The sequence below is a fragment of the Bartonella sp. CM86QHHN genome, from assembly GCF_042194695.1.
Classification (GTDB): Bacteria; Pseudomonadota; Alphaproteobacteria; order Rhizobiales; family Rhizobiaceae; genus Bartonella.
Genome location: NZ_JBHIND010000077.1, coordinates 42483 through 65533 on the forward strand (window position 1 = coordinate 42483; position 23051 = coordinate 65533).

The following is a 23051-nucleotide window of genomic DNA, read 5'->3' on the forward strand; positions in this document are numbered from 1 at the left end:
TCATTTGGCAAGCCGCCGCATGGATACCAGCGCCTCTCACAATTCCATAATCAAATTGCACAAAACCTTTTTCATCCAGAGAGAGAAACTGTCCTTCACGGTCTCGTAAATAAATAACGGTCTCGTAAATAAATAGATGTCCCTCTTTTCTTTCAATTTTCCCCCTCTACCCCAGGCTCTTTAAAAGCACTGTTACACTTTCTATGGAGCAAAACGTGTGCTTTTGGCTCACCTTCTCTTTGCGTCTTGCCTCTCCACCTGCAAAAAATGGGCTTTTCTTCCCCAAACACCAAAATATCTTTTGCTTTAAGTATAGATTTTTCGCTCTCAATATCGCTTGGTAAAACACATTTTTATGCTTGATAAAAAGAAAATAAGTTACAAGATTTTCTCTCTTTAAGAGAACAGAAACAGCAAGTAAAGTCCAAGAGCAGCCTCTCTTCACTTTCCCCCCTTAAAAGCTCGCAAAAGCCCTACTCAAGCAAGAATCCCACTCAAGCAAGAGCCTCAATTCTTTTAAAAAACACGACACAAATATAAAAAGGCATAAAACGAGAAGTGCACCCCATGCTCCTTAATGAACAAGTCAAAAGCAAGGCTCAAGCAAAAGCCTCTCTTCACTTTTTCCCCTCGCTCACTTTCCCCTCACTCACATCGTATAATATGATGGGAGAGCTCCTTTCTGCTCAACCTCTTCTTCTAATTGCCGTATCATTTTGTTCAACTGACGTGTCACGATAAAACGCATAATAAAAACAATCGGTAAGAATAAAAAAGTACAGGCAAGCAGCCATGCCAGTGGCTCGAATACGACAAGAGAAACAAAGTCCTGCCCTCTCCATATCTTAACGACAACAGTTATAACCGTTGGAGCTGTCACTATGACCGTAGAAAGATAGCATATTTTTTTATAGTCTTGCCAAACAAGAGAAAGCTGTTTTTTATTTTTGAGAGATCTGTTTTAAGGCGATATCGCGTTCATTCAGCACGCATTTCAGTTCCTTTTTCACGCGGCAATACAACCGCGCACGCTTGATAAACAGGTAATAAATGACAACGATTGGCGCCCACATTAAAACACTTAAGAGCGTACAGAACAGGAAAGAAATGGCTATTAATGTTATAAGACTACTGGTCATTTTATCCTCCACGCCCATTCTTCATACGAATTGCCTGATCGCGTTGTTGTATTGCTTCTTTCAATTGTTGAAGTTTTTTGTTCAATTTTCTCGTTAATTTTATACACATGATCCCAATGATCGGAAAAAAGAGAAGAAGCCCAAACCATAGAATGCTCAACAGCTGCATGATAAAGGCAACACTATCATTTTTCCACCATACCAAATTTGCGACAAAGAAAGCAGATTGCAAAACAGTAAAGAGGATAAAGATAAAAAAGATTATTTTACATTCTTTTGAAGAAAGAGGCAGAAATTCTTTGAAGTTAAGAAAGCGCATTGTCGCATCAAGGGTCTTATGGGCGAGATTGTGTCTCTTCATTTCTCCCAGATCATTGCACAATTGTTGTATGGCTTGCTTTTTTTGTGTTGTACTCTTTTTCAAGTCTTGAGAGAGTTTAAAAGATAACCTCATATGCTTGATCAACCGGTAAGGAAGCCGGATCATAACCATAAACATTACAATGGCAATGATGGTGAACCCTAAAAAAGCCAAAAATTTTATAACAATAGTCACGTGTTTCCCCTATCGCATTGATGTGAAATCATCATTTTTATTCTCTTCTCAAGCAACCATTTCTAATTTCTTTATTGTTTTTTTCACGCCATAATGAAGGAAACTATGGAAGATTAAAATGACAGGTAAAGCGACAACAATACACGCACAAAACCAAAACAGCAGCTGCATGCCAAAAACGCCAACCTTAAACAATAGAGGCATATAATTGTGTAAAAAAATCACAGATTTTGGAAGAAAAGCAAAAAAAGCGAGCAAAACTGCGAAAACCACAATCACAATGAAAGCTAGAAAAAAGATGATACAATAATCTTTTCTCGAAAGTTCCAAAGATTCTTGAAAAGAAAGGGGACTGAACTTTATTGCACAAACTGTATTTTGTCCTATGCTGACTTTCTGATTATGCCCCAAATTCTGTAATGCACCCTTTTTTAATTTCCGCCGCATCCCACACAACAATATTGTCCGTTTTATCAAAGAATAATAAAGTACCAAGATTGTCATCAGAGTAGAAAAAAGTATCATGATCTCCCCGAGAAACATGACAGTACTCCACCATACTGTGGTCAAAATTACAAAAGTACTTATAAAAGAAGCAGCCACTTGTTTCCCTATTGTGTTTTGTTGAGAGATTGGTTGTCTAGCTGTTGCTGCTCTGGCAATGTATCCCACAGATTCATCATTTCCTTCACCTCCCGTTTAGAGATAGCGTTAAAGACAAAAAAGAGTGGAAAGAACACCACAAGAACACCAAAAATCATTTGCGGCAAAAGACATAAAAAAGCCCAAACACTATTCCATCCCGCATCACGCAAAAACACGATTGCAGGATTATTTTCAAAAGGCTGTTTCAAGATCTCCTTAATCATTTTTCGAAGATCTCCTTGTTCCATTTGTCCCAGTGCTTGAAACTGTTCTTTGGATATAACGTGAAAAAACTCCAAAGGATTCATATAGACAGTCGCGGCAAAAAGCACCAACAAGAAGATAGCCAAACACAAAATGATGACGTAATCTTTTCTTGAGAGAGCCGTCCATTTTTTGAAAACCGCACACTGATTTAACACGGGCTGTGACGCAAAAGCCGTATTTCCCTTATGGGCAGATTGGTGTTGTGATTTATCTTCGATCATACGGATATTTTCTCACTTCTAACATGCCCACTCACTCTTTGAGAACATGTAACCAGCAAAACCGGTTTATCTAGCACTCTTTTCACCATGAAACACGCGCTATAAGACCCTTTAAGTCTATTTTTAAAATTCCTCATACGTGACAACATACAATTCCTCAGCCTTACAAGCACAAACGCCATTGTGTCCTCTTATCTATTACCCACACTTCAAAAGACAATGTTTCACAAAACTCAACAAGCAAAAATATTCAATCTAAGAAATATCTGATGTGTAAAGTTTACAAACAATACACTGATTTATAACAATTTATTGTTTTTCATATTAAATGAGAACCCTAAATACCGTAGGATTGTCTTATTCCAAACCTATTCCATATTAAATCAACCCAAACCATGTCTCTTGCGCGTTACAAGCAGAAAGAGCCGTATAGAGTAAAACATTAAGAAAGGATGATAAATGCCTCTAAGGAAGCGTCTCAAATGCCAAGAGCTGTCCGCAACCATGAGAGCTGGCAAAATGTGTGATGCTACGGACTTTCTTCTTCACAAGCGTAAAAATGGAAGTGTGCAATAGATTTTATATTATTCAAACTTTGTATGGATTTCATTGGGGACTTTATCGTTATACCCTTCATGAGCACCCTTGCAAAATGGGCAAAAGAGAGCCCTAAGACATGGCTCTTTAAAAAGCAACACAAAACAAAGTCAAACACGCAACCGATTATCCAGTATGAAAAGCGTGCAACAAACAACCTTAATCCTCATTTGAAAGCTTCTTAATCAAAAAGGCTTCATTTTAAAAATCCTTCATTAAAGATGAAATATCTCACAGCCCCCACATTTGTACAGCCCCTACATTCATCAAGGCATCTCCTATAAAAGCATCTTTTATAAAGGCATTTTCTTCTTATAAAAACAGCTTCTTTCGATAATGCATTCCGTCCTTTAAACGACATCCCCTCGTTTTATAATAAGATCCATTAAAACGGAAATTTATACTCTATAAAGGATACTTACAAAGGATACACCAAACAAAATAGCGAGATCATTCACAGTTTATTTTAAGCCGATAAACGATATTTTATTTGAAAATATAGGGCATCTTATGCTATTATAATAGAATGCGGAGGTTTGCTTTTTGCCGCTCTCTGCCACTCAACAGAAGACAATATATCTCCTATAAAGGATAAAAGTATGCTTAACAGCGTGATGTATATCAAATATCTTGGGAAAGCGCCCAACAACAAAAAAATAAGAGAACCCAAATAAAAAGCTTCCAACTTAAGAAAACAATGACCTTTCAAAAGTGGAATTGAAAAATTTCCACAAAGCGCTCGTGAAAAAAGAGACAAATAATCCCATTAGAAAAAACTTCCTATTAGAAAGACGATGACATGCCCTTGAAATCCATTGTTATTTTTTCATTCACATTTGACAAAAATTTTCCTTCAACTTCTCAAGAACAGTTAAGAAATATTTAGAAAGCAAATAATCCGCTAGCAATAAAAAAATAAGCATGATAGGGGCGGAAGATAAGACTGATAGGGATAAGATAAAAAAGGTAAGAAACACTTTAAAGATGATTTTTTCGCCCCACACCGTTGCTTTTCTTTGCATTTAAAACGCCTTTAGTATCGTTTGTTTTTTGATCTGTAACGGCTGATATTTCCCAGTATTTGCTCACTCTCCCAGTATTTTCCTCCTTTTAAGTATTTTCCCCCTCTTAAGTATTTGCTCCCCCCAATATTTGCGCCAAGTGCTTTTTACATCACTGTCCCCCATCAACAGACAGTTTCTTTTTCATTCAAATGGTTAAGTTCATGAAAATACGTAAAAAACGCGGTAGATCGAAAATAACAGGAAAGCGAGAGCCCAATAGCTGTATTTCACGTGCCCAAAATTCCAGCGAATCTGCGCTTCAATCTGCGATTGAAATGCGTGCAAAACACTTTGGTTTAAGCCTCGAAGAAGCGAAAAATCCGCTTGTCGGAACCTATATTGGGCGTCTTTGTTTGCTTGGCTATAAAGAGGTTTCATCAGGCATCAGTAAAGAGCAATATGACACGGCGCAACAATACTTGCAAATTAGAAACGACTATTTATGTGCAAAAGGTTTACCAAACGGTTATTATGATGGTTTTACGCACAGCGCATCAGATGAGAAAGCAAAAAAGCAATGGGTCCAAAGAGCAACCGAACACTATGAAGCTATGCAAGAAGCGATTAAAGAAGCACAATATCTACATCGTCAACACAACTTTCATGCGGCATTACACTATCTTGTTATAGAAGATCAACCGCTGCCTAATCTTGTTGGTTCGTTGCGTATTATTCTTGATGCCCTTTATAAACATTTTGACAGTTCTACCCAAAAGAGCCTTGGCTAAAACACCCATCATTTCCTCCCCCTCACAGGATAAAGATTCTCCCCCTCCTTTTATAACATGCCTCTTTATAACCAGCGCCTTTGTAAAGCCCCCTTTTGGCAAATGACACTTGAGATCCACTGAGCTTGCCCTTTCATAAAATTTCATGGGTTAACAAGCTTAAAGCGCACAACAAACAAGCTTAAAAATATCCACCACGCCCTTTAAAAAAATACTTCAACTGTCAAAGAGACTTAACCTTATATCTACCCATGCCTCACTTAATCCATGCCTCAAAGGACAATATTTCACGGCATATTCACGGCATGGGCAGGATAAATATTGCCCCCTCTTTAAAACAGCAACATTCTTCCCTCTACCCCCCATTGTAACAAACCACCCTCATCATACGCTTCCTCCAATATCACGACATCCTTAGCTCTTCAGACAATTCATTATCGTCATTTTACGTCTTTTCTTGTACAATTCTATATGGCTCTTCTGATCTTATGACGGACAAGAGCTATGGCTTTTATTTCAGCATAATCTGGATTTCTCATTCAAGACTAAATAACGATAAAATATCCACTATAAATCAATAACTTATCATTAAAATAACCCGTTATTTTTTGACACAATTAAAAGCATCATCCCTTAAACGAAAGAAAAAGCCCCTACCAACAATCTCCTCCCTCATCAACAACTGCACCGATAACCCTCCCATCACATCACCACTAATACGACAGCCAGCATAGCCCCAATTCACCCGCACAAATCGCCAACACCTAAAGCTTTGCCCCACAACACCTTCCAATCACCGCCTTCCCAATTTCATCAATAAAATACCACGGATTTCAAAACCACAATTCTCCCTTCATCTTGTCCCCGCCTTTCTCAAAGGAGAAAAAGCATTTACTCAATAAATCTTTATACAGAAACCTTTAGAGACCCCAACAGCCACTCGAAGAGCCATCACGCCTCTAAGCACCCACGAGCCCCCCACCTCGTCATTCCCCTCGGAACACCCCCTGCGCAATACCTAAAGCTTTGCCCCCGCAACACCTTCCAACCACCGCCTTCCCAATTTCATCAATAAAATACCACGGATTTCAAAACCACAATTCTCCCTTCATCTTGTCCCCTCCTTTCTCAAAGGAGAAAATGTTTTTTGCCACATCAAAAACTTTTCCATTAAAACAAGATATTTTGCTGCATAGCTAATGAATGAGCTTTTTTCTGTAGATTTTTTCCCGCGATAAAGGAGGAAAAATAATCGTTTTGCGGTTGACAGAATATGAAAAATCGTATTTAATGACAGGTGCGGTAAGGGGTTTTCTGCGTCCAGATTTCATCGTAAAATTTTCGCATTATCATAGACTATTATAAGTTATTATAGACTGTTATAAAACAGTGTGTTTCGCGACAATGTTTAAAACTTTACGGTTTGAATGTGTCTTTCGTCCTTTTCTGACTGTTTTCTTTTGCATTACACAATTTGCATCACCAACAGCCCCATAATTTTGAGATTTTCAAAACAAGTGGTATTCAATAAGGGCTCCCAATAGAACGCCCTAATAATCCCCCCATAAAATACCAATATCATACATCACAGCAATGATGAGCAATACACGCATAAAAATATGAAAACGACATCATTATGCTCTCATCGCCTCACCTTTCAAGATGCAAAGGCTTGTTTTTCAAAACATTGTTTAGCCAGAATTGAAGAAATAATATCACCTATCGATCATCAACATGGAGGCTAAGATTATGAAGCCACAAGATTCTCCCCCACCTCATTCCTCACAAACCCCAGAAGGAGCCAGTGCACCTGAAGGAGCGCATGCAAATGCATCATTAGACACTCTTACTGCACATTTAGAACGGCTTAACATTGAAAAAATAAAAAACACCCCTTTTAATCGTGCGGAATTAAAAGATATTATTGCCGGTTTAGAAAAGCATAATGCCGCTGGCAGTTGGATCAAAAATTATTATGATATTCTAGATCTGTACATGATGCCAGCCTTGGTCGATCAAGCAAATCGTAAATATCCAGAGATGAATCTCAAACTTACAAGCCCCCCTGACGGCTTTGCCCTTGCACTCAAAGAAACGCTCGAAAAGGGCATAAAATCTTCTAGGCTGATCGTTAACGCACAGGATAGGGGAATTCATTTTGCGGTTGTCGATCATCAAACCATTGATAATAAAACATCTTTGATCTTTTTTGAACCGACCTTACTGCGTGACACGCTTCCCGCATTACTTGCATTAAGGACGCGACAATCCATTGAACATCACCAATTTCCGAATATTCATTTTGCCATAGTAGAAATGGATATTCAACGAAGCTCCTCTGAATGTGGGATGTTCAGCTTAAGCCTTGCCAAAAAGCTTTATCTCGAAGCTCAAAAATTAGAAAGACTGCACAAAGATAATATTAAGGGTGTGTTATGTGAACCAGACACGCCTTTACCTGCTGAAAAATTAGATCCATATCTTCCAGCTCGTTTATACAAACACGTGCAAGGCAGAAGACGTCTTGGGGAATATCTAAAAGCCAATCCAGAAGCAGCACAGGAGAAAGTAAACAAAAAAGGCGAAACCCTAAACGAGAGGTTTGAGAGAAGCTTGGTAGCAACAGAGGGAAAAACTGTTTCCGTTTCACAACACAGAAAAAGAGCCACAGAATACAAATCTCTAATGATGTAATAAGCGTTTTGGCCATAGCCATATTCCACATCCACAAAGAATGAAGCTCTGCGGCTTTACGGTAAGATATAAGTTGCTGTTAGCAAATCTTCTTTTGAGGTAAAGATGCAAACAGTAAGCGACGTGATCTCTTAAAAGATAAAAAGATACCTTACCTTTGACTCTGAAAAGCGTGGGGTTTTGTCTTTCGTAACAATTTTTTTAAATAAAGATGATTTCATCTCTTTGTTTTTTTTAGATAAAAATCTTTCCTGCAAACATTGTTTAGCCAAAATTGAAGAAATAATATCATTTATCGATCATCAATATAGAGGCTAAGATTATGAAGCCACAAGATCCTTCCCTCCCTCATTCCTCACAAACACCAGAAGGAACAAGTGCAAATGAATCTTTAGAAGACCTTATTGCACGTTTAATGCAAAGTTCCATCCAAACAGAAGAAGAACATGTTGCACCGAGTTCTGACGAATTAAAAGATATTATTACAGGCTTAGAGAGAGATCTTGTCACCGGCCGTTGGATTAACTCTTATTATGAAAACACAGATATTAGATTGATGCCGGCTCTCGTAGAAAAAGCAAACAGCAAATATCCAGAAATGAATCTCAAATTGGCTCTTACAGCAGAAGAGTTTTCGCACGCACTAAAAGAAGTCGTTGAGAGCGACGCAAAATCTGCCCGATTTATAGTCAATTCGGGAAGCAAAATCCACTTTGCCGTCCTTGATTATAAAAAAGTTGATGACAAAATCTCTTTGATTATGCTTGAACCTACAACCTTTCAGAATATCACGGCTTGCAAACTAGGGATAAAAATAAATCAAACCCTTCAATGTCTTCAACTGCCTCCTTATTCTTTTACCACGGCAGAAATGGATATTCAGCGAAGCTCTTCTGAATGCGGGATGTTCAGCTTAAGCCTTGCCAAAAAGCTTCATCTTGAATCTGATAAATTAGCAAGATTGCACAAAGATAATGTTAAGGGTGTATTATGTGAACCCAATTCATCTTTATCTGCTGAAAAGTTAGATTCCTATCTTCCAACCACTTTTTATAAACACACACAAGGAAGAAGACGTCTAGAACACTATTTAAAAGCCAATCCCGATGCTGAACATGAAACAGTCAACAAAAAAGGCGAAACCCTGAGGGAGAGATTTGAAAAAAACTTAAGAGAAACAGAGGGAAAAACTGTTTCCGTTTCCTCCCACCAAAAAAGGCTCACTGAATACAAATCTTTAACGATGTAATTGAGGCTTTTTCCATATTCCTATTCATCAAAGAACGAAGAGAGGCTGCTTTACGGCTAAGATTTCTCTAAGCAAACCAGCTTTTGCGCTCATAAAACAAAAATAGCAAACAACTTTTCCCTTAAAGGGAAAAAGCACCATTGTCCTATAAAAACCAGCCCCTCTTAAAATTGTATCAAAATTCCACAGCTCTTGTTAGCCCAAAGCTCTGTGTAATAATGAGACTCTTTGGATAAGCAAAACGCTTGATACATAAAATATTTAATGCTTTCGTCTTCAGTAAAAGCATATGTCTTGTTTTTCTGAGAGTAACCACTTCGTATCTCAAGCCCCCCACATCAATGCCATACGACGAACACAACCGCAATAGATCACGCTTATCGTGCATCAACCAAACAGCTTCCCGCACCCCAAGAAGGCTCCATCAAAAACACCAGGACAAGCTCTTAAAATCTACAACCTCTCTTAACGGAAAACACCAGCCCAACTATTACTCCTCTTGCCCAGCCATTATTCCACTTACCCAACTATTATCCCTTTTGACCAACCATTCCCCCATTCCCTAAGATGTCATAACCAACCTTTTGATTTCATAAAAGTTTCACATCTCTTCTGTTTTTGAAGCGTGAAAAAATTCATTTTTAATCTGTCAACCAGCCTCACGTTAACGTGAGGCTTTATTTTATGGAGAAGCAAATGAGAAAAATATCATCAGCAGGGCTTGCGCTCATTAAACAATGGGAAGGATTGCGTTTACAAGCCTATAAAGATGCCATCGGGGTGTGGACAATTGGCTATGGTCATACCAGCGCGGCTGGCAAACCGTTCGTTCACAAGGGCATGATCATTACTGAAAAACAAGCAGAAGAAGTTCTTTCTCAAGATTTAAGACAATTTGAAAATACCGTTGAAAAACATGTGACGGTTTCTTTAACGGATGAACAATTCGCCGCGCTCGTATCGTTTTGCTATAATATAGGAACATCGGCTTTTTGTAATTCGACCCTGCTCAAAAAACTCAATAATGGCGAATATGAAGCCGTCCCTGCTGAGTTACAAAAGTGGACTAAAGCAGGAGGAAAACGTCTTCACGGTTTAGTGCACCGTCGTGCAGCAGAATCGGGATTATGGGCAAAAGGGGCTTATGTTTCTCCCAACTACCAAACTGTAGAAACGCAAGCTCCAATGGGATTTTTCAAAGCAGAAGCGCTTACACCGATTATTGGTTCTTTTTCTGGACTTGGGGGCTTATTGGCAGGCAATGGTCCCATCCAATGGGCATTAGCAACCATTATGGTTTTAGCCGCCTGCGTTGGCATTTTCTTTGTGGCAAAACGGTTTCGGGAGCAGCGCTTATGATGTGGTGGTTGAAAAAAAATCTGATGATAACAGGAGCGGCTCTGACCGCTTTTTTTATCGCTTTAGCAAAAGCTTTCACTCTTGGAAAGAAGGTTGAACAACAAAAGCAAATAGAAAAAACGCTAAAGTCATCAACAACACGGCTAGAGGTGGAAAATGAAATTAATCAAAAAAGTGATGCTGATGTACGCGCTGCTCTTACTCACTGGTTGCGCGATAAAAACAATCAATGAGCCTTTTTCTTGCGTTGGTTGGATGCCCATTTATTTAGACAACAAAGATCTCAATATCATCAGTTCAAATCTCGCAAGAGATATTTTAAAGCATAACAAACAAGGGGAACACATGTGTGGGTGGAAACATGGCTAGAAAAAAAACGGAAAAACAAACAGAGCTTACAGAAAAGGAAAAAGAAGTCCTACAAGAAATCATCACAACGTATAAAAGTGTAAAAATGATGTCACGCTATACGAAATGGATTATATTCATCATTTTCTTATTAGCACTTGATTTTTCACGGATCGTAGATGTGCTGGGAAGTATTTTTACACAAAAATCGAATATTCAGCTCTAAAATAAATAAAAAACGTGAGACGTGTTAAATCTTTTAAATATAAAAAGCCATTCGTTATTTTTTGAAAACATGGAGATTTTATTGATGATTTTTCATGTCTCACGAGAAATTTTTATACACTCTTCACAAACACTTTCATGAAATGAATTTAGGGGTATGAAGAGAGATTTTTAACCAACGCGTAAGTCAGCAACTTTGGTAACATAAGAAAAGGATCATACCAACATACATTTTTTTAATAAACTATTGATATCCAAATGATTTTATACTCTTCATAAATAGCATTGCCAAGAATTTGTATTAAAAGACATTTCTTTTAAAGAAGTGCATAAACAAGCAATGTAATGGTAGCCTTACATAAAGCCTCTCATCTTTACGTTGAATAAAAAAGCAAGCCGGCTCCTCTCACCTTCCCAATGCCCTGCCTCTCAATTCCCTGCCTCCCAATTTCCACCCTCCCAATTCCCTTATGTTCTATGCATAAAGGTCAAGTTGAAGAGAATATATGGAAAATCCTTGGCTCGAAAATATGAAAAGAAGGCATGAGGCTACAACAGAATTTCGCGTGCCTTTATCATCAGAAGCATTAAAAATTCTAAAATAAGCACGCCTACTGTCTGTCATGATTTTTTTCGGCTACCTGTCATGGTCCCCTTAGTTCAAAAATTGCTCCCCACTCAAGAATTTTCTGTCACAATATAGGCAACAAACAGAACTTGAGTATAACAACATGGGTTTGACTCCAGTTTAGGTGATGAGCTTACCGAAAAAAAGATGAGAGCAAGGCAAAAAATTAGCTTTTATCTTTAAGCTTCTCAAATGGAGCAGTCTCCCCATTTCAGAGATCAACGAAACAGAGAGATGCTTATTCTCCTATGCAAAAGCTTGAAATACCAGCATCTTATTCATAAAAAAACAAACCAGCCCCATCATGCTCTTTTCAACTCTGTCTTTCCAACGCTCAATAGGTACTAACTCTTAACTACTGACTCTTTTTAACTACTGACTTTTAATGATTGCGTTGGTTCATAAAAACCGTAGTGACCTCTCACCTTATGAAGCACAAACACAGGATTTTTTAACGATGCATGCATAAACCTGAAATGAAAAAACAGAACTGTATTAGGAATAAATGATTATAAATCAAATAGTTATATTTTTATTAGCACAATATTTTCAAAGGAAACCACGATCCCCGCACAATAGAAACATTTCATAAAAACAAGAGAAAAAGCTATGGATTAAGAGTGAGATTCATTCACAATGACGGTAGATCAACCAGTGGAGAATAGAACAATCCTATAAGATAAAGAAACTATCATAAAAGGAAAAACTGTATGAAACGTGAAAAAGCATAAAAAAAACGGGCACAGAAGACCCGTTTCTTTATTACGTCTAGGAATAAGAGCTTAGAAATCCATTCCGCCCATTCCACCCATTCCACCAGCAGGCATCGGAGGCATTGGTGTATCTTTCTTTGGAACTTCAGCAACCATTGCTTCTGTTGTGATCAGAAGGCTCGCAATTGAAGCCGCATTCTGAAGAGCAGAGCGCACAACTTTCACAGGATCAACAATTCCCAAAGCAATCAAATCACCGAATTCACCAGTTGCGGTATTGTAACCATAAGTGTCAGCATTATTTTCCAGCACTTTGCCCACAATAATAGCGGCTTCTTCACCAGCATTGCTTGCAATCTGGCGCGCTGGTGCTTGTAGAGCACGACGAACGATACTAATACCAGCTTCTTGGTCAGGATTACTTCCCTTAACGGTCAACGCATTTGCTGCACGCAACAATGCGGTACCACCACCAGCAACAATACCTTCTTCAACAGCAGCACGTGTTGCATTCAAAGCATCATCAACACGGTCTTTCTTTTCTTTCACTTCAACTTCTGTTGCACCACCCACACGGATAACAGCAACACCACCAGCGAGTTTAGCAAGTCTTTCTTGCAATTTTTCACGGTCATAGTCAGAAGTTGTTTCTTCAATCTGAGCCTTGATTTGATTGACGCGAGCAGTAATTTCAGCCTTTTGTCCAGCACCATCAATAATGGTGGTGTTTTCTTTAGAAATATTCACTTTCTTTGCACGTCCAAGCATATCCAAAGTGACATTTTCAAGTTTAATGCCCACATCTTCAGAAATAACCTGTCCGGATGTCAAGATAGCGATATCCTCTAACATTGCTTTACGACGGTCACCAAATCCAGGAGCTTTTACAGCAGCAATTTTCAAACCACCACGCAATTTGTTGACAACGAGCGTTGCCAAAGCTTCACCTTCCACATCTTCAGCGATAATGAGAAGTGGTTTTCCAGACTGAACAACAGCTTCAAGCACAGGAAGAAGAGATTGCAAATTAGACAATTTCTTTTCGTGAATGAGAATGTAAGGATCATCAAGATCAGCGACCATTTTCTCAGCATTTGTGACAAAATAAGGGGAAAGATACCCACGGTCAAATTGCATTCCTTCAACGACTTCTAATTCCGTTTCAGCGGTTTTAGCTTCTTCAACGGTAATGACGCCTTCATTGCCCACTTTTTCCATAGCATCAGCGATCATTTTACCGATTTCAGCAGCGCCATTAGCGGAAATTGTTCCCACCTGTGCAATTTCTGCTGAAGTTTGGATTTTTTTTGCTTTTTTGAAGAGGTTTGCCACCACTTCTTCAACAGCAGCATCAATCCCACGTTTAAGATCCATTGGGTTCATGCCCGCAGCAACAGCTTTAACACCTTCTTGCACAATAGCTTGTCCTAAAACAGTTGCTGTTGTTGTTCCATCACCAGCGATATCATTGGTTTTAGAAGCAACTTCGCGCAACATTTGTGCACCCATATTTTCGAACTTATCTTCCAGTTCGATTTCCTTTGCAACGGATACACCATCTTTTGTGATACGAGGCGCACCGAATGATTTATCAATCACCACATTGCGACCTTTAGGGCCGAGTGTCACCTTAACAGCATTAGCAAGGATGTCGACACCGCGCAACAAACGCTCACGCGCTTCACGGCCAAATTTGACTTCTTTAGCAGCCATTTAATTTCTCCTTGGAGTTTTCTCAAAATAGTACACAATGAAAAACTAAGTGCTTCAATTAGCCCATAATTCCCATAATGTCAGATTCTTTCATGATGAGGAGGTCTTCCCCATTAATCTTGACTTCAGTTCCAGACCATTTTCCAAACAAAATACGGTCTCCTGTTTTGACTTCTAAAGGCACGCGCTTTCCGTTATCATCGAGAGCGCCATTGCCAACAGCAATCACTTCGCCTTCTTGGGGTTTTTCTTTTGCTGTATCAGGGATGATAATCCCACCAGCCGTTTTATTTTCAGATTCAACCCGACGGACAACGACACGGTCGTGAAGTGGGCGGAATTGTATATTAGCCATGTTTTAAATCCTTAAAACTGAACATAATTGAATTAATCTTAAAAGTTCTTGCTAGCACTCTCAAATTACGAGTGCTAGCATGTGTTAGATATAAAATCGGCATCTCTCAATGTCAAGAATAGCCATAAAAATAATTTCTCTAAATGAAGCTTCAAAGTCTTGCCTCTTATTGCACTTTCGCGTTATCTATCTTTTTTGAGAACCCGTGAACAAAAAAGGATCTTATCATGGTTGAAACACGTCAGGAAACGGATAGCTTTGGAACGATTTCGGTACGTCAAGATCGTTATTGGGGCGCACAAACTGAACGTTCTCTGCATAATTTTAATATTGGCAGTGAAAAGCAGCCTCTTGCCATCATCTATGCCTTAGTCCTTGTCAAAAAAGCAGCAGCGATTGTAAATATGGGCAAAGGAAAACTACCAGAAAATATTGGAAAAGCAATTATTGCCGCCGCTGATGAAGTGCTTGCTGGCGATTTTGATACGCATTTTCCACTGTCCGTCTGGCAAACAGGTTCTGGCACACAAAGCAATATGAATGTCAATGAAGTCATTGCTAATCGTGCTAGTAAGATTTTGGGAGGAAAACTTGGAAGCAAAAAACCAGTTCATCCCAATGACCATGTCAATATGAGCCAATCATCGAACGATTCCTTTCCCACGGCGCTTCACATTGCCACCACGTTGCAAACACGCCAACACTTACTGCCAATCCTTGAAGCTCTTATTGCGACATTAAAACAAAAAGAGCAAGAATTTGCAGATATCATTAAAATCGGCCGCACCCATACGCAAGATGCAACCCCTTTAACCTTAGGGCAAGAATTTTCAGGCTATCGTGCCGCATTAGAAGCCAATTTTCAGCGTATTGAAAATGCTCTAACCGATGTCCAAATGCTTGCTCAAGGTGGTACGGCTGTTGGCACAGGGCTGAATGCGCCAAAAGGTTTTGACGTTGCTTTTGCGCAAACAGTGAGCACTCTCACAGAAATAACGTTCCAAACTGCCAGCAATAAATTTGAAGCACTTGCCCATCATGGTGCCCTTGCGCATTTCCACGGGAGCTTGAATGCTCTCGCTGCTGATCTGTTTAAAATTGCCAATGACATTCGGTTTTTAGGCTCTGGTCCACGTTCCGGTTTAGGGGAACTCAGTCTTCCTGAAAATGAACCAGGCTCTTCTATTATGCCCGGCAAAGTCAACCCCACGCAATGTGAAGCCTTAACCATGGTCGCATGCCAAGTTTTTGGTAATCACACCAGCGTAACCTTTGCCGCAAGCCAAGGACATTTTGAACTCAACGTTTATAAACCTGTTATTGGCTATAACGTTTTACAATCAATTACCCTTCTTGGTGATTGCATGCGTTCTTTTGATATGCATTGCATTCAAGGATTACGAGCCAATCGTGTTCATATTCACTCACTCATGGAGCGCTCACTCATGTTAGTCACAGCTCTTGCACCAGAAATTGGCTATGAAAAAGCTGCTGAAATTGCCAAAGCAGCGCATAAAAATGATACAACTTTGCGCACCGAAGCATTAAAAGCAGGCGTTTTTGTAGAGGATTATGACCGATTAGTTGATCCTAAAAAGATGATTGCTCCCCAATAAACAACCCACTAAAAAAGATGCAAACATCTTAAAACAAATCTTTCTGTCAAAAGATCGGGGTGTAAACACCCCGATGATGACCGATAACAATTACCCACAGCGTTCATTTTAGGCTCTGATCCGCATTTATGCTATGGGTGGTTTTGTTGCTTATATTGTACTTAAAAGGCACAACGGTTTTGCAAAGGCATGGATAGTCATAGCTCAACACCCAATGGCTATACTGGCAGAAAGTGATTTAAATGGATATGACCTTAAGGTGTTTTTCATTCTAGCTTCGCGTCTTGATTTTGAAAATCTATTAGCTATCAACCAAACAGAATTAGCTCAAAAAAATCGGTATTAATAGACATAATTTCAATCAAAGTATAAAAAGATTAATGAATTCATCGTAGTTACGCTTTACAATGTTATCATTATTGATAACATTGGGTAGATAACTCTTATCTCAATGAGATAATGTGTTTATTTATAATGATAATCTAGCGTTATCCATATTGAATGAGAATCCTAAAGACCGTAAGATTTTCTCATTTTAAATCGGTCCCATGTTGCATCAATCAAAATCACTGACTTGCACATCACAAACGCAATGAATGTATGAATAGAAATTGTATCCGATAAGGACTACAAACGCCTCTAATGAACAACCTCAAGTGCCAAGGACTGTCACAACGGACAAAGGGAACGGACAAAGGGACCTGTCACAACATTGTGGAGAGGACTGTCACAACACCCCACGAACTGGCAAATATAGTAATGGTACCGGCTTGCTCCTTTATGAAGCGTAAAAGAGATGCTCAATAGATTTATTATTATACCATTCACAATCGCTGTCATGAAATGGGTTTAGGAACATTGAGAAATGTCTCCTTTATGAAGCGTGAAGATGGGTGCTCAATAGATTTATTATTATATCATTCACAATCGCCGTCGTGAAATGGGTTTAGGAACATTGAAAAATGTTTCCTTTATGAAGCGTGAAGATAGGTGCTCAATAGATTTATTATTATATCATTCACAATCGCTGTCATGAAATGGGTTTAGGAACATTGAAAAATGTCTCTTTTATGAAGCGTGAAGATGGGTGTTCAATAGAGGAACAGCTATTGGAACAAAATTCAATGCACCGAAAGGTTTTGACCTTTGCTGAAACAATCCACTCTTTGACGGGATATCCTTGACAGCTCGCAAGAAATTGGAGGCATTTGCCCATTATAGCGCCCTCACCCATTTCCACAAAAACCTGAGTGCACGCGCTAATCTCTTTAAAATCGCCAACGACATTCAGTTTTTAGGCTCTCATCCACGTTCCGGCTTTAAGCGAACGGAACGGAGAGTTTATCCGTTTTACATGGCGCATAAGAAACCTCATGAGACTTGAGATTCTCGCACTTTACTCCTTCTTATTCTTCGTATTCCATTCAATCAATCAAAACTATTCGCTTGGATTATCATAAGCAAAAGTGGCATATAGATAAAAAAGAAATAAAGTCGCTCATCCCCTCAAGTGCTCAAAAGGCTATCGCAATACAAAGCTACGCAACATCAGAAACGAGCAAAGAATATGATGGTGCCAATATGCATTTTTTACGATCAATTGAATATGTAAGCACATTGATGTCAATCATAATGGATAATACATTTAATAACAAAAAGTGTTTTAATATATATATAAAATAATGTTTTTTAAATAAGTAAAAAGCTTATTTACTATACTATAATTTTTTCTAAAACACAGAGAACATTGAAAAAGTATAAAAAAATCCTGAAAAATCAATATAAACGTGGGATAATAGCATGAAAATAAGTTTTAAGAACGCTTAAATATGGATAATTATGGAGTTTTTGAGTATTTTAGTTTTCATAATGATATTAAATATAGATTTTTTTAACCAATTTGTATATAATACGATTTGTATCTGAAATAAATTGGGGACGTTTTTATGAAAACAAAATGTTTAGTTGCACTATCTATTTTCACCTTCATTACCGCTTCAACAGCGCAAGCAGCAGATACGGTAATCTTTAAACAATCAGAACCGAAGGTTTCATTGCAAGATGTTTCATCGTCACGTATTTCACCGGTTACTGTTTCTGCGCCTTTTTCTTGGTCTGGTTTTTATTTTGGAGGACAAATTGGATATTTTTCCAATAAAAATACTCTAAATTACGCACAAGAAGCTAGGGACGGAAAATGGGCTTGGGTTGATAGAGATTTATCACCGAAACTATCAGGATTGAGAGCAGGTTTGTATGCAGGTTCTAATATTGATCTGGGAGATCTTGTTTTCGGTTTTGATACCGACATGGTCTGGTCTGGGAGGAAAAGCACCCAAACAGACAATGGAAAGAAAATTCTAGATGAATCAAACTCCATTAACATTGCCTTTAAAAAAGCTGGGATTCCTATCATAAAATCTGCAGCTCAGGGTGAAACGATATCCAACTATGGTGACATTGTTGTTAGCAGTGTAACATTGAAAGAAACGTGGTCTGGTGCCGCGCGCGCGCGTATTGGTTTTGCTTCCCATCGTCTTATGCCTTATATTGCAGGGGGTATAGCCTATAGACAGATGCAATATATCATGTCACTTTTATCAAAATCGCAAGAAGATTCGACAATTTTTGCTTCTGGCAATGTGTTAAATGAGACAAAAACAATGTTTGGTTACACTGTTGGTGGTGGTTTTGATCTTGCAATGACAGATAATATCATCATGCGTACAGAATATCGTTATTCAGATTTTTTTAAAAAGAAATTTGCAAACGATAACCTTAAAATCTCTTCTCAAACGCATGATGTTCGCTTTGGTATCGCTTATAAATTCTAAGTTTTGTAGAAAAATTGAACGATTAAAAAACCCTGTTAAAAACGGGGTTTTTTAATGCCCCTTTCCCCCTAAAAAGACGTAGCTTCTAAAAACCAGTACTAAACTGTAAACAAATAGTCACGAAACAATAAAGCCTCTCCCTCTCTTAAAGCAAACTCCTATCCTCTCAGCCTTTCATGTAATGCCTTTGGAATATAAAAGCTTTACCATCATACCACTGGGCGCCATCGTAAAATAAATGAGAGCCGTTATTTAAGAGATATTTCTTTAAAATAAATATAGATATTGTGCATCAATTGCAGTGTTATAGGATGATGTTGACTTGGCCTCCCCGCTCTTAAAGGATAAAGATTCTAAAAACCCATTTTTAAACACCCATTTTTAAACACCATGTCCGTTTATAAAAGCACAAAAACTCTTGGAGACTCTTGGGGATATTGGGGGGATTTTAGCGGGTTTCTTTGGGCTCCTCCTCATGGAATGCCCTTAAACCTAAGGCAAGACAAACACATTTAAGAATATCCAACACACACCGAAAAAAATACTGTAACGTTTCAAGGAAGTATGCCCTATATGACCACACTTCAAACGACAGTATTTTACCGCTATTGTATGCCAGAGTGGAGAGAGGATATTGCGGTTCTCTGTTTATGTAATTTCTGTAACGGGAAGACAGCTTCATTTGGAGAGAACATGAAGTTGTCAAGGTAAAAAACCAATTTCCAACCTTACCATTTCCCTCTGCGTTACAACTTTCAAAAGCCTCTAAAGCAAAATCTTTTAAGCCTCTCATGCTCCTGTCTTTTAAAGAGAGGAGATTACACACTACCCCATGTTTTTGTTGCTCACATATCTTTTTGGCGATCACGCCCCTCATGTCATACGACAACGCTTCAAACCAAACACACTCAAATTCAAGACACTTGGGTTGCCAATTCACATGCGTGTTTTAAAGAAACATCTCTCAAAACCCTCAAGCCCATTTTGCGACAGCACCTACAAGAATATAAAATCTATAAAGCCTCTAAAGCTCCTGTCTTTTAAAGAGTGGAGATTACGCACTACCCCATGTTTTTGTTGCTCACATATCTTTTTGGCGATCACGCCCCTCACGTCATACGACAACGCTTCAAACCAAACACACTCAAATTCAAGACACTTTGGTTGCCAATTCACATGCGTATTTTAAAGAAACATCTCTCAAAACCCTCAAGCCCATTTTGCGACAGCACCTACAAGAATATAAAATCTATAGAGCACCATCTCTACACTTCATAAAAGTGCAAGCAGGCACCCCCACAATCCATCATACACTTTAACCTCCAATGATGCCCTTGAAACGGCATAAGAGGCATTTTTATTCATTTTTTGTAAAATTTCACTCCACACGAGCTCATCTAGCTTGTAACGCACGAGCGACATGATTTTGGTTGATTTACTATAAGCAGACTTGAAATGAGAGAATCCTACGGTATTCGAGGTTTTTCATTCAACATACAAAACATTGAACACGGTCTATAAATTCCATGTTTTATAAATCCCATGTTCTATAAAACAACGTGATGCACCATAACAGGATCAAGGAAAATACTTATGAAGTGGTGCGGGTGGTCGGACTCGAACCGACACTCCTCTCGGAACCAGATTTTGAGTCTGGCGCGTCTACCAGTTCCACCACACCCGCACACTGCTATAAAAGACAGGACTATAAAAGACAGACTTGTCGATTATTCCTTTGCACTATATGAAGAAGAACAGATTCGTCAACAGAAGACTTCTCATTTTTTAAGAATTCATATCATTTTCTTATCTATTTTATGAAATACTTTCTTTATTGGATTTCTCTACCGGATTTATAGCAATCTCATTTGTAAAGTCTTTACCTCTTAAACTTATAAAAGCCTCATGATATTAAACAAATTAAAGCTTTGGACGATTTCTTTAGCAAATCGGCGTACAGCACCACACTGGCTTGGTTTCATTGCCTTTATTGAAAGTTCTATTTTTCCAATTCCCATAGATGTTTTATATATTCCGATGCTTCTTATCCATCAAAAACGGGTTTATCGCTATGCTTTGATTGCGACAATCTGTTCTGTATTAGGAGGCATTGCCGGTTGGTTTATCGGACATTTTGCCTATGATACCCTTGCCAAACCCATTTTAGAAATTTATGGTAAGGTTGAAAGTTTTGAATCTCTGAAAAATAGTGCAACCCTGCAATTTCTCATCATTTTACTGATAACATCAGGTTTTTTTCATCTTCCCCCCATCAAGATTGTCACAATTTTGGCCGGTGTTATGAGTGTACGTCTTGAACTTTTCATGCTTATTTGTATTTTTTCTAGAGGCGCTCGTTTTTATCTTCTCGCGTGGCTGATTAAACATTTTGGACAAAAAGCAATGAATTTTCTAGTACAGCATTTCAAATGGATTGTTCTCATTGGTTGTGTTAGCCTCCTTTTAATTTATGGGATTTTCATAGCTTTTTTAAACAAGAAGCTTTTATAAGGAACAGACTTAATGGCATGCGTTTTGTCTTCTCATCCACTTTTACACAAGCACCTTCATGTTGAACTCAGCAGAAAAGAACAAAGTTTATGGGCTTTTTTTCTCGCTTTTTGCTTGTCTGCCACAATAGGTATTGCCCTTGGTTTTGAATATTTCGGAGGATATCTTCCTTGCGATTTATGTCTCATAGAGCGTTTTCCTTATTATGGAGCCATACCATTTTTGCTCTTAGCAGGTTTTGGAGCATGTTTTTTTCGCATAACTGCTTGGATACAACTTTTATTTTTGTGTGTTTTTGTCTTAATGTGCATCAGCCTTGTTTTAGCCGTTTATCATGCGGGTGTTGAATATGGCTTTTGGGAAGCTCCCCTCAGCTGTGGTTTAAGCGCAGTCAGAAAAACCTCAGACATTAACCAGCTGCTTAACCAATTAAACAACATTCATCCCCCTTCTTGTTCTGAAGCATCCGCACGCTTTCTTTTTCTCTCATTTGCCGGTTGGAATGTCGTCTCAAGCCTATTTTTCTCCCTTATAAGCCTCTATATTACTTCAAAAGGGCTCCTTTCAGTCCATAAAAAACTCTAACCATAAAATAGAAACGAAACCGCGTGCACTCGTTCTCTCCAATTGCTTTCCACCAACAACCCTCCAGTCACCAATCCCCACCCAAAACCACCCACCGCCAAACCAACCCACCAACACCAACGAGTCACCAACATCCCTCCTCTAGCGTTGTACTCAAAAGACAAAAATGAGCAGATACATCCATTTTATGGTTTCACCTCTCTGTACTTATAAGCAACATTTTGATAAAAACTCGTGATAGAAAAGCCGTAAAATAATAAGTGAGGGGACCAATAAATATAAATGGTCTGCTATGGCTGAAGATAAAAACACAGAGCCTTCTACCCTATCACCTATTTCCTTAGATATAACCAAACTTGAAGAACCATGTGTTATGATGGAACATGATCATAATGCATGGCGCGAGCATATAAAAGAAAGGGATTTAAATGCGCCTTACGAAAAACCACCTCATATAAAACCACGAATCAAATCGGCACCACGCATCAGGCAAGTTTTTTGGTGCGATTTTCCTCATGATTCGATACTCCCTGAATTTTGGAAAAAGCGGCCTGTTTTAGTGCTTTCTAAGAATGCAAAATTATATGGAAATGTGACAGTTTTACCTTTTTCAACGAAATCACAACCCAATAATCCCGCTGCGTATCCAATACAATCTCCTATAGAGAATAAAAAAGCATGGATTATCTGCAATTATGTCACAACAGTTTCTGTAAGTCGTTTAAGTTGCTCACGTACCGTTCCAAGGTTATCCTGCGAAGATTTTCATAAAGTTGTAGCTCTAATGCTCAAATATTTACCGCATTTACACTATTGACTTTTGAGAAAAATAAGTGTACCTATATCACCATACACGGCATCAGTAATGGTGGCCGCTTCCCCGCAAGGGGAGATAGGAACGAAGGAGTGGGAAACCGCTCCTTTCGTCATTTTTGGTATTTTTTTGAAAACTGCCATTTTTTGCAACCTTCCCTAGAACATATCCAACATTCATTCTCCACCGT

General features: G+C 38.6%; 22 protein-coding genes, 1 tRNA gene and 1 pseudogene. 14 read left to right on the forward strand and 10 right to left on the reverse strand.

From position 1 onward, the window contains the following. Positions 1–649: 649 nt before the first annotated feature. From ACFIKX_RS08800 to ACFIKX_RS08820, 5 genes are all read right to left on the reverse strand, one after another. On the reverse strand, positions 650–880 hold the full coding sequence (locus tag ACFIKX_RS08800; RefSeq protein ID WP_375627751.1) for a hypothetical protein: 231 nt from the start codon (positions 878–880) through the stop codon (positions 650–652). 61 nt (positions 881–941) lie between these two features. Then, entirely contained in the window at positions 942–1139 is a 198-nt protein-coding gene (locus tag ACFIKX_RS08805) for a hypothetical protein (RefSeq protein WP_375627752.1), read from the reverse strand. 1 nt (position 1140) lies between these two features. Continuing rightward, positions 1141–1695 carry a hypothetical protein gene (locus ACFIKX_RS08810; protein WP_375627753.1) on the reverse strand — a complete coding sequence of 185 codons (555 nt, stop codon included), beginning with the start codon at positions 1693–1695 and terminating at the stop codon, positions 1141–1143. A 48-nt stretch (positions 1696–1743) separates the two neighbouring features. Continuing rightward, on the reverse strand, positions 1744–2298 hold the full coding sequence (locus ACFIKX_RS08815) for a hypothetical protein (RefSeq protein WP_375627754.1): 555 nt from the start codon (positions 2296–2298) through the stop codon (positions 1744–1746). Between the two features lie 8 nt (positions 2299–2306). Beyond that, positions 2307–2828: a hypothetical protein gene (locus tag ACFIKX_RS08820; protein ID WP_375627755.1), complete on the reverse strand. Its 522-nt coding sequence runs from the start codon at positions 2826–2828 to the stop codon at positions 2307–2309. Positions 2829–4650: 1822 nt separating this feature from the next. On the opposite strand from ACFIKX_RS08820, the gene ACFIKX_RS08825 reads away from it, so the two are divergent. After that, positions 4651–5217: a hypothetical protein gene (locus ACFIKX_RS08825; protein WP_375627756.1), complete on the forward strand. Its 567-nt coding sequence runs from the start codon at positions 4651–4653 to the stop codon at positions 5215–5217. Between the two features lie 601 nt (positions 5218–5818). Here the strand turns inward: ACFIKX_RS08825 and ACFIKX_RS08830 are convergent. Beyond that, a complete protein-coding gene (locus ACFIKX_RS08830; RefSeq protein WP_375627757.1) occupies positions 5819–5998 on the reverse strand; it encodes a hypothetical protein in 180 nt (59 codons plus the stop codon). A 968-nt stretch (positions 5999–6966) separates the two neighbouring features. Between ACFIKX_RS08830 and ACFIKX_RS08835 the strand changes: the two genes are divergently transcribed. From ACFIKX_RS08835 to ACFIKX_RS08860, 6 genes are all read left to right on the forward strand, one after another. Then, entirely contained in the window at positions 6967–7911 is a 945-nt protein-coding gene (locus ACFIKX_RS08835; protein WP_375627758.1) for a YopJ/AvrA family T3SS effector serine/threonine acetyltransferase, read from the forward strand. A gap of 322 nt (positions 7912–8233) precedes the next feature. Then, the gene (locus ACFIKX_RS08840; protein WP_375627759.1) at positions 8234–9160 is read left to right on the forward strand and encodes a YopJ/AvrA family T3SS effector serine/threonine acetyltransferase; all 927 of its coding nucleotides are present in this window, start codon (positions 8234–8236) and stop codon (positions 9158–9160) included. 696 nt (positions 9161–9856) lie between these two features. Beyond that, positions 9857–10519 (forward strand): lysozyme, encoded by a 663-nt coding sequence (locus tag ACFIKX_RS08845; RefSeq protein WP_375611604.1) that lies wholly within the window; start codon positions 9857–9859, stop codon positions 10517–10519. Continuing rightward, complete coding sequence (locus ACFIKX_RS08850) at positions 10516–10752, forward strand: hypothetical protein (protein WP_273790902.1); 237 nt, start codon at positions 10516–10518, stop codon at positions 10750–10752. The genes ACFIKX_RS08845 and ACFIKX_RS08850 overlap by 4 nt, the downstream gene beginning before the upstream one ends. Beyond that, positions 10676–10888 (forward strand): hypothetical protein, encoded by a 213-nt coding sequence (locus ACFIKX_RS08855; RefSeq protein WP_375627760.1) that lies wholly within the window; start codon positions 10676–10678, stop codon positions 10886–10888. The genes ACFIKX_RS08850 and ACFIKX_RS08855 overlap by 77 nt, the downstream gene beginning before the upstream one ends. Further along, positions 10881–11093 (forward strand): hypothetical protein, encoded by a 213-nt coding sequence (locus tag ACFIKX_RS08860; RefSeq protein WP_375610233.1) that lies wholly within the window; start codon positions 10881–10883, stop codon positions 11091–11093. Before ACFIKX_RS08855 ends, ACFIKX_RS08860 begins: the two co-directional genes overlap by 8 nt. Before the next feature lie 1409 nt (positions 11094–12502). Here the strand turns inward: ACFIKX_RS08860 and groL are convergent. Together groL and groES are read right to left on the reverse strand one after the other, a co-directional pair. Continuing rightward, complete coding sequence (groL, locus tag ACFIKX_RS08865; RefSeq protein ID WP_375606493.1) at positions 12503–14146, reverse strand: chaperonin GroEL; 1644 nt, start codon at positions 14144–14146, stop codon at positions 12503–12505. A 58-nt stretch (positions 14147–14204) separates the two neighbouring features. After that, entirely contained in the window at positions 14205–14501 is a 297-nt protein-coding gene (gene groES / locus ACFIKX_RS08870; RefSeq protein WP_005774667.1) for a co-chaperone GroES, read from the reverse strand. A gap of 227 nt (positions 14502–14728) precedes the next feature. On the opposite strand from groES, the gene fumC reads away from it, so the two are divergent. The 4 genes and pseudogenes from fumC (at position 14729) to ACFIKX_RS08890 (ending at position 18951) form a co-directional block, all read left to right on the forward strand. Then, complete coding sequence (gene fumC, locus ACFIKX_RS08875) at positions 14729–16117, forward strand: class II fumarate hydratase (protein WP_375611602.1); 1389 nt, start codon at positions 14729–14731, stop codon at positions 16115–16117. A 133-nt stretch (positions 16118–16250) separates the two neighbouring features. After that, the gene (locus ACFIKX_RS08880) at positions 16251–16463 is read left to right on the forward strand and encodes a hypothetical protein (protein ID WP_375627761.1); all 213 of its coding nucleotides are present in this window, start codon (positions 16251–16253) and stop codon (positions 16461–16463) included. Between the two features lie 753 nt (positions 16464–17216). Further along, a pseudogene (locus tag ACFIKX_RS08885) lies at positions 17217–17435 on the forward strand (lyase family protein); the annotation flags it as partial. Between the two features lie 628 nt (positions 17436–18063). After that, entirely contained in the window at positions 18064–18951 is an 888-nt protein-coding gene (locus ACFIKX_RS08890) for an outer membrane protein (protein WP_375627762.1), read from the forward strand. 1599 nt (positions 18952–20550) lie between these two features. Here ACFIKX_RS08890 and ACFIKX_RS08895 read toward each other — a convergent pair. Then, positions 20551–20635: transfer RNA gene (locus ACFIKX_RS08895), tRNA-Leu, on the reverse strand. Positions 20636–20856: 221 nt separating this feature from the next. Between ACFIKX_RS08895 and ACFIKX_RS08900 the strand changes: the two genes are divergently transcribed. Together ACFIKX_RS08900 and ACFIKX_RS08905 are read left to right on the forward strand one after the other, a co-directional pair. Beyond that, the gene (locus tag ACFIKX_RS08900) at positions 20857–21462 is read left to right on the forward strand and encodes a YqaA family protein (protein ID WP_375627763.1); all 606 of its coding nucleotides are present in this window, start codon (positions 20857–20859) and stop codon (positions 21460–21462) included. Between the two features lie 12 nt (positions 21463–21474). Then, positions 21475–22047, forward strand: a complete 573-nt coding sequence (locus ACFIKX_RS08905) for a disulfide bond formation protein B (RefSeq protein WP_375627764.1) — start codon at positions 21475–21477, stop codon at positions 22045–22047. Here ACFIKX_RS08905 and ACFIKX_RS08910 read toward each other — a convergent pair. Continuing rightward, complete coding sequence (locus ACFIKX_RS08910; protein ID WP_375627765.1) at positions 22044–22175, reverse strand: hypothetical protein; 132 nt, start codon at positions 22173–22175, stop codon at positions 22044–22046. The two genes, ACFIKX_RS08905 and ACFIKX_RS08910, sit on opposite strands and share 4 nt — an antisense overlap. Positions 22176–22339: 164 nt before the next feature. Here ACFIKX_RS08910 and ACFIKX_RS08915 point away from each other — a divergent pair, with 164 nt between their 5' ends. Then, the gene (locus ACFIKX_RS08915; protein WP_375613249.1) at positions 22340–22864 is read left to right on the forward strand and encodes a type II toxin-antitoxin system PemK/MazF family toxin; all 525 of its coding nucleotides are present in this window, start codon (positions 22340–22342) and stop codon (positions 22862–22864) included. The last annotated feature ends 187 nt before the right edge of the window (positions 22865–23051 follow it).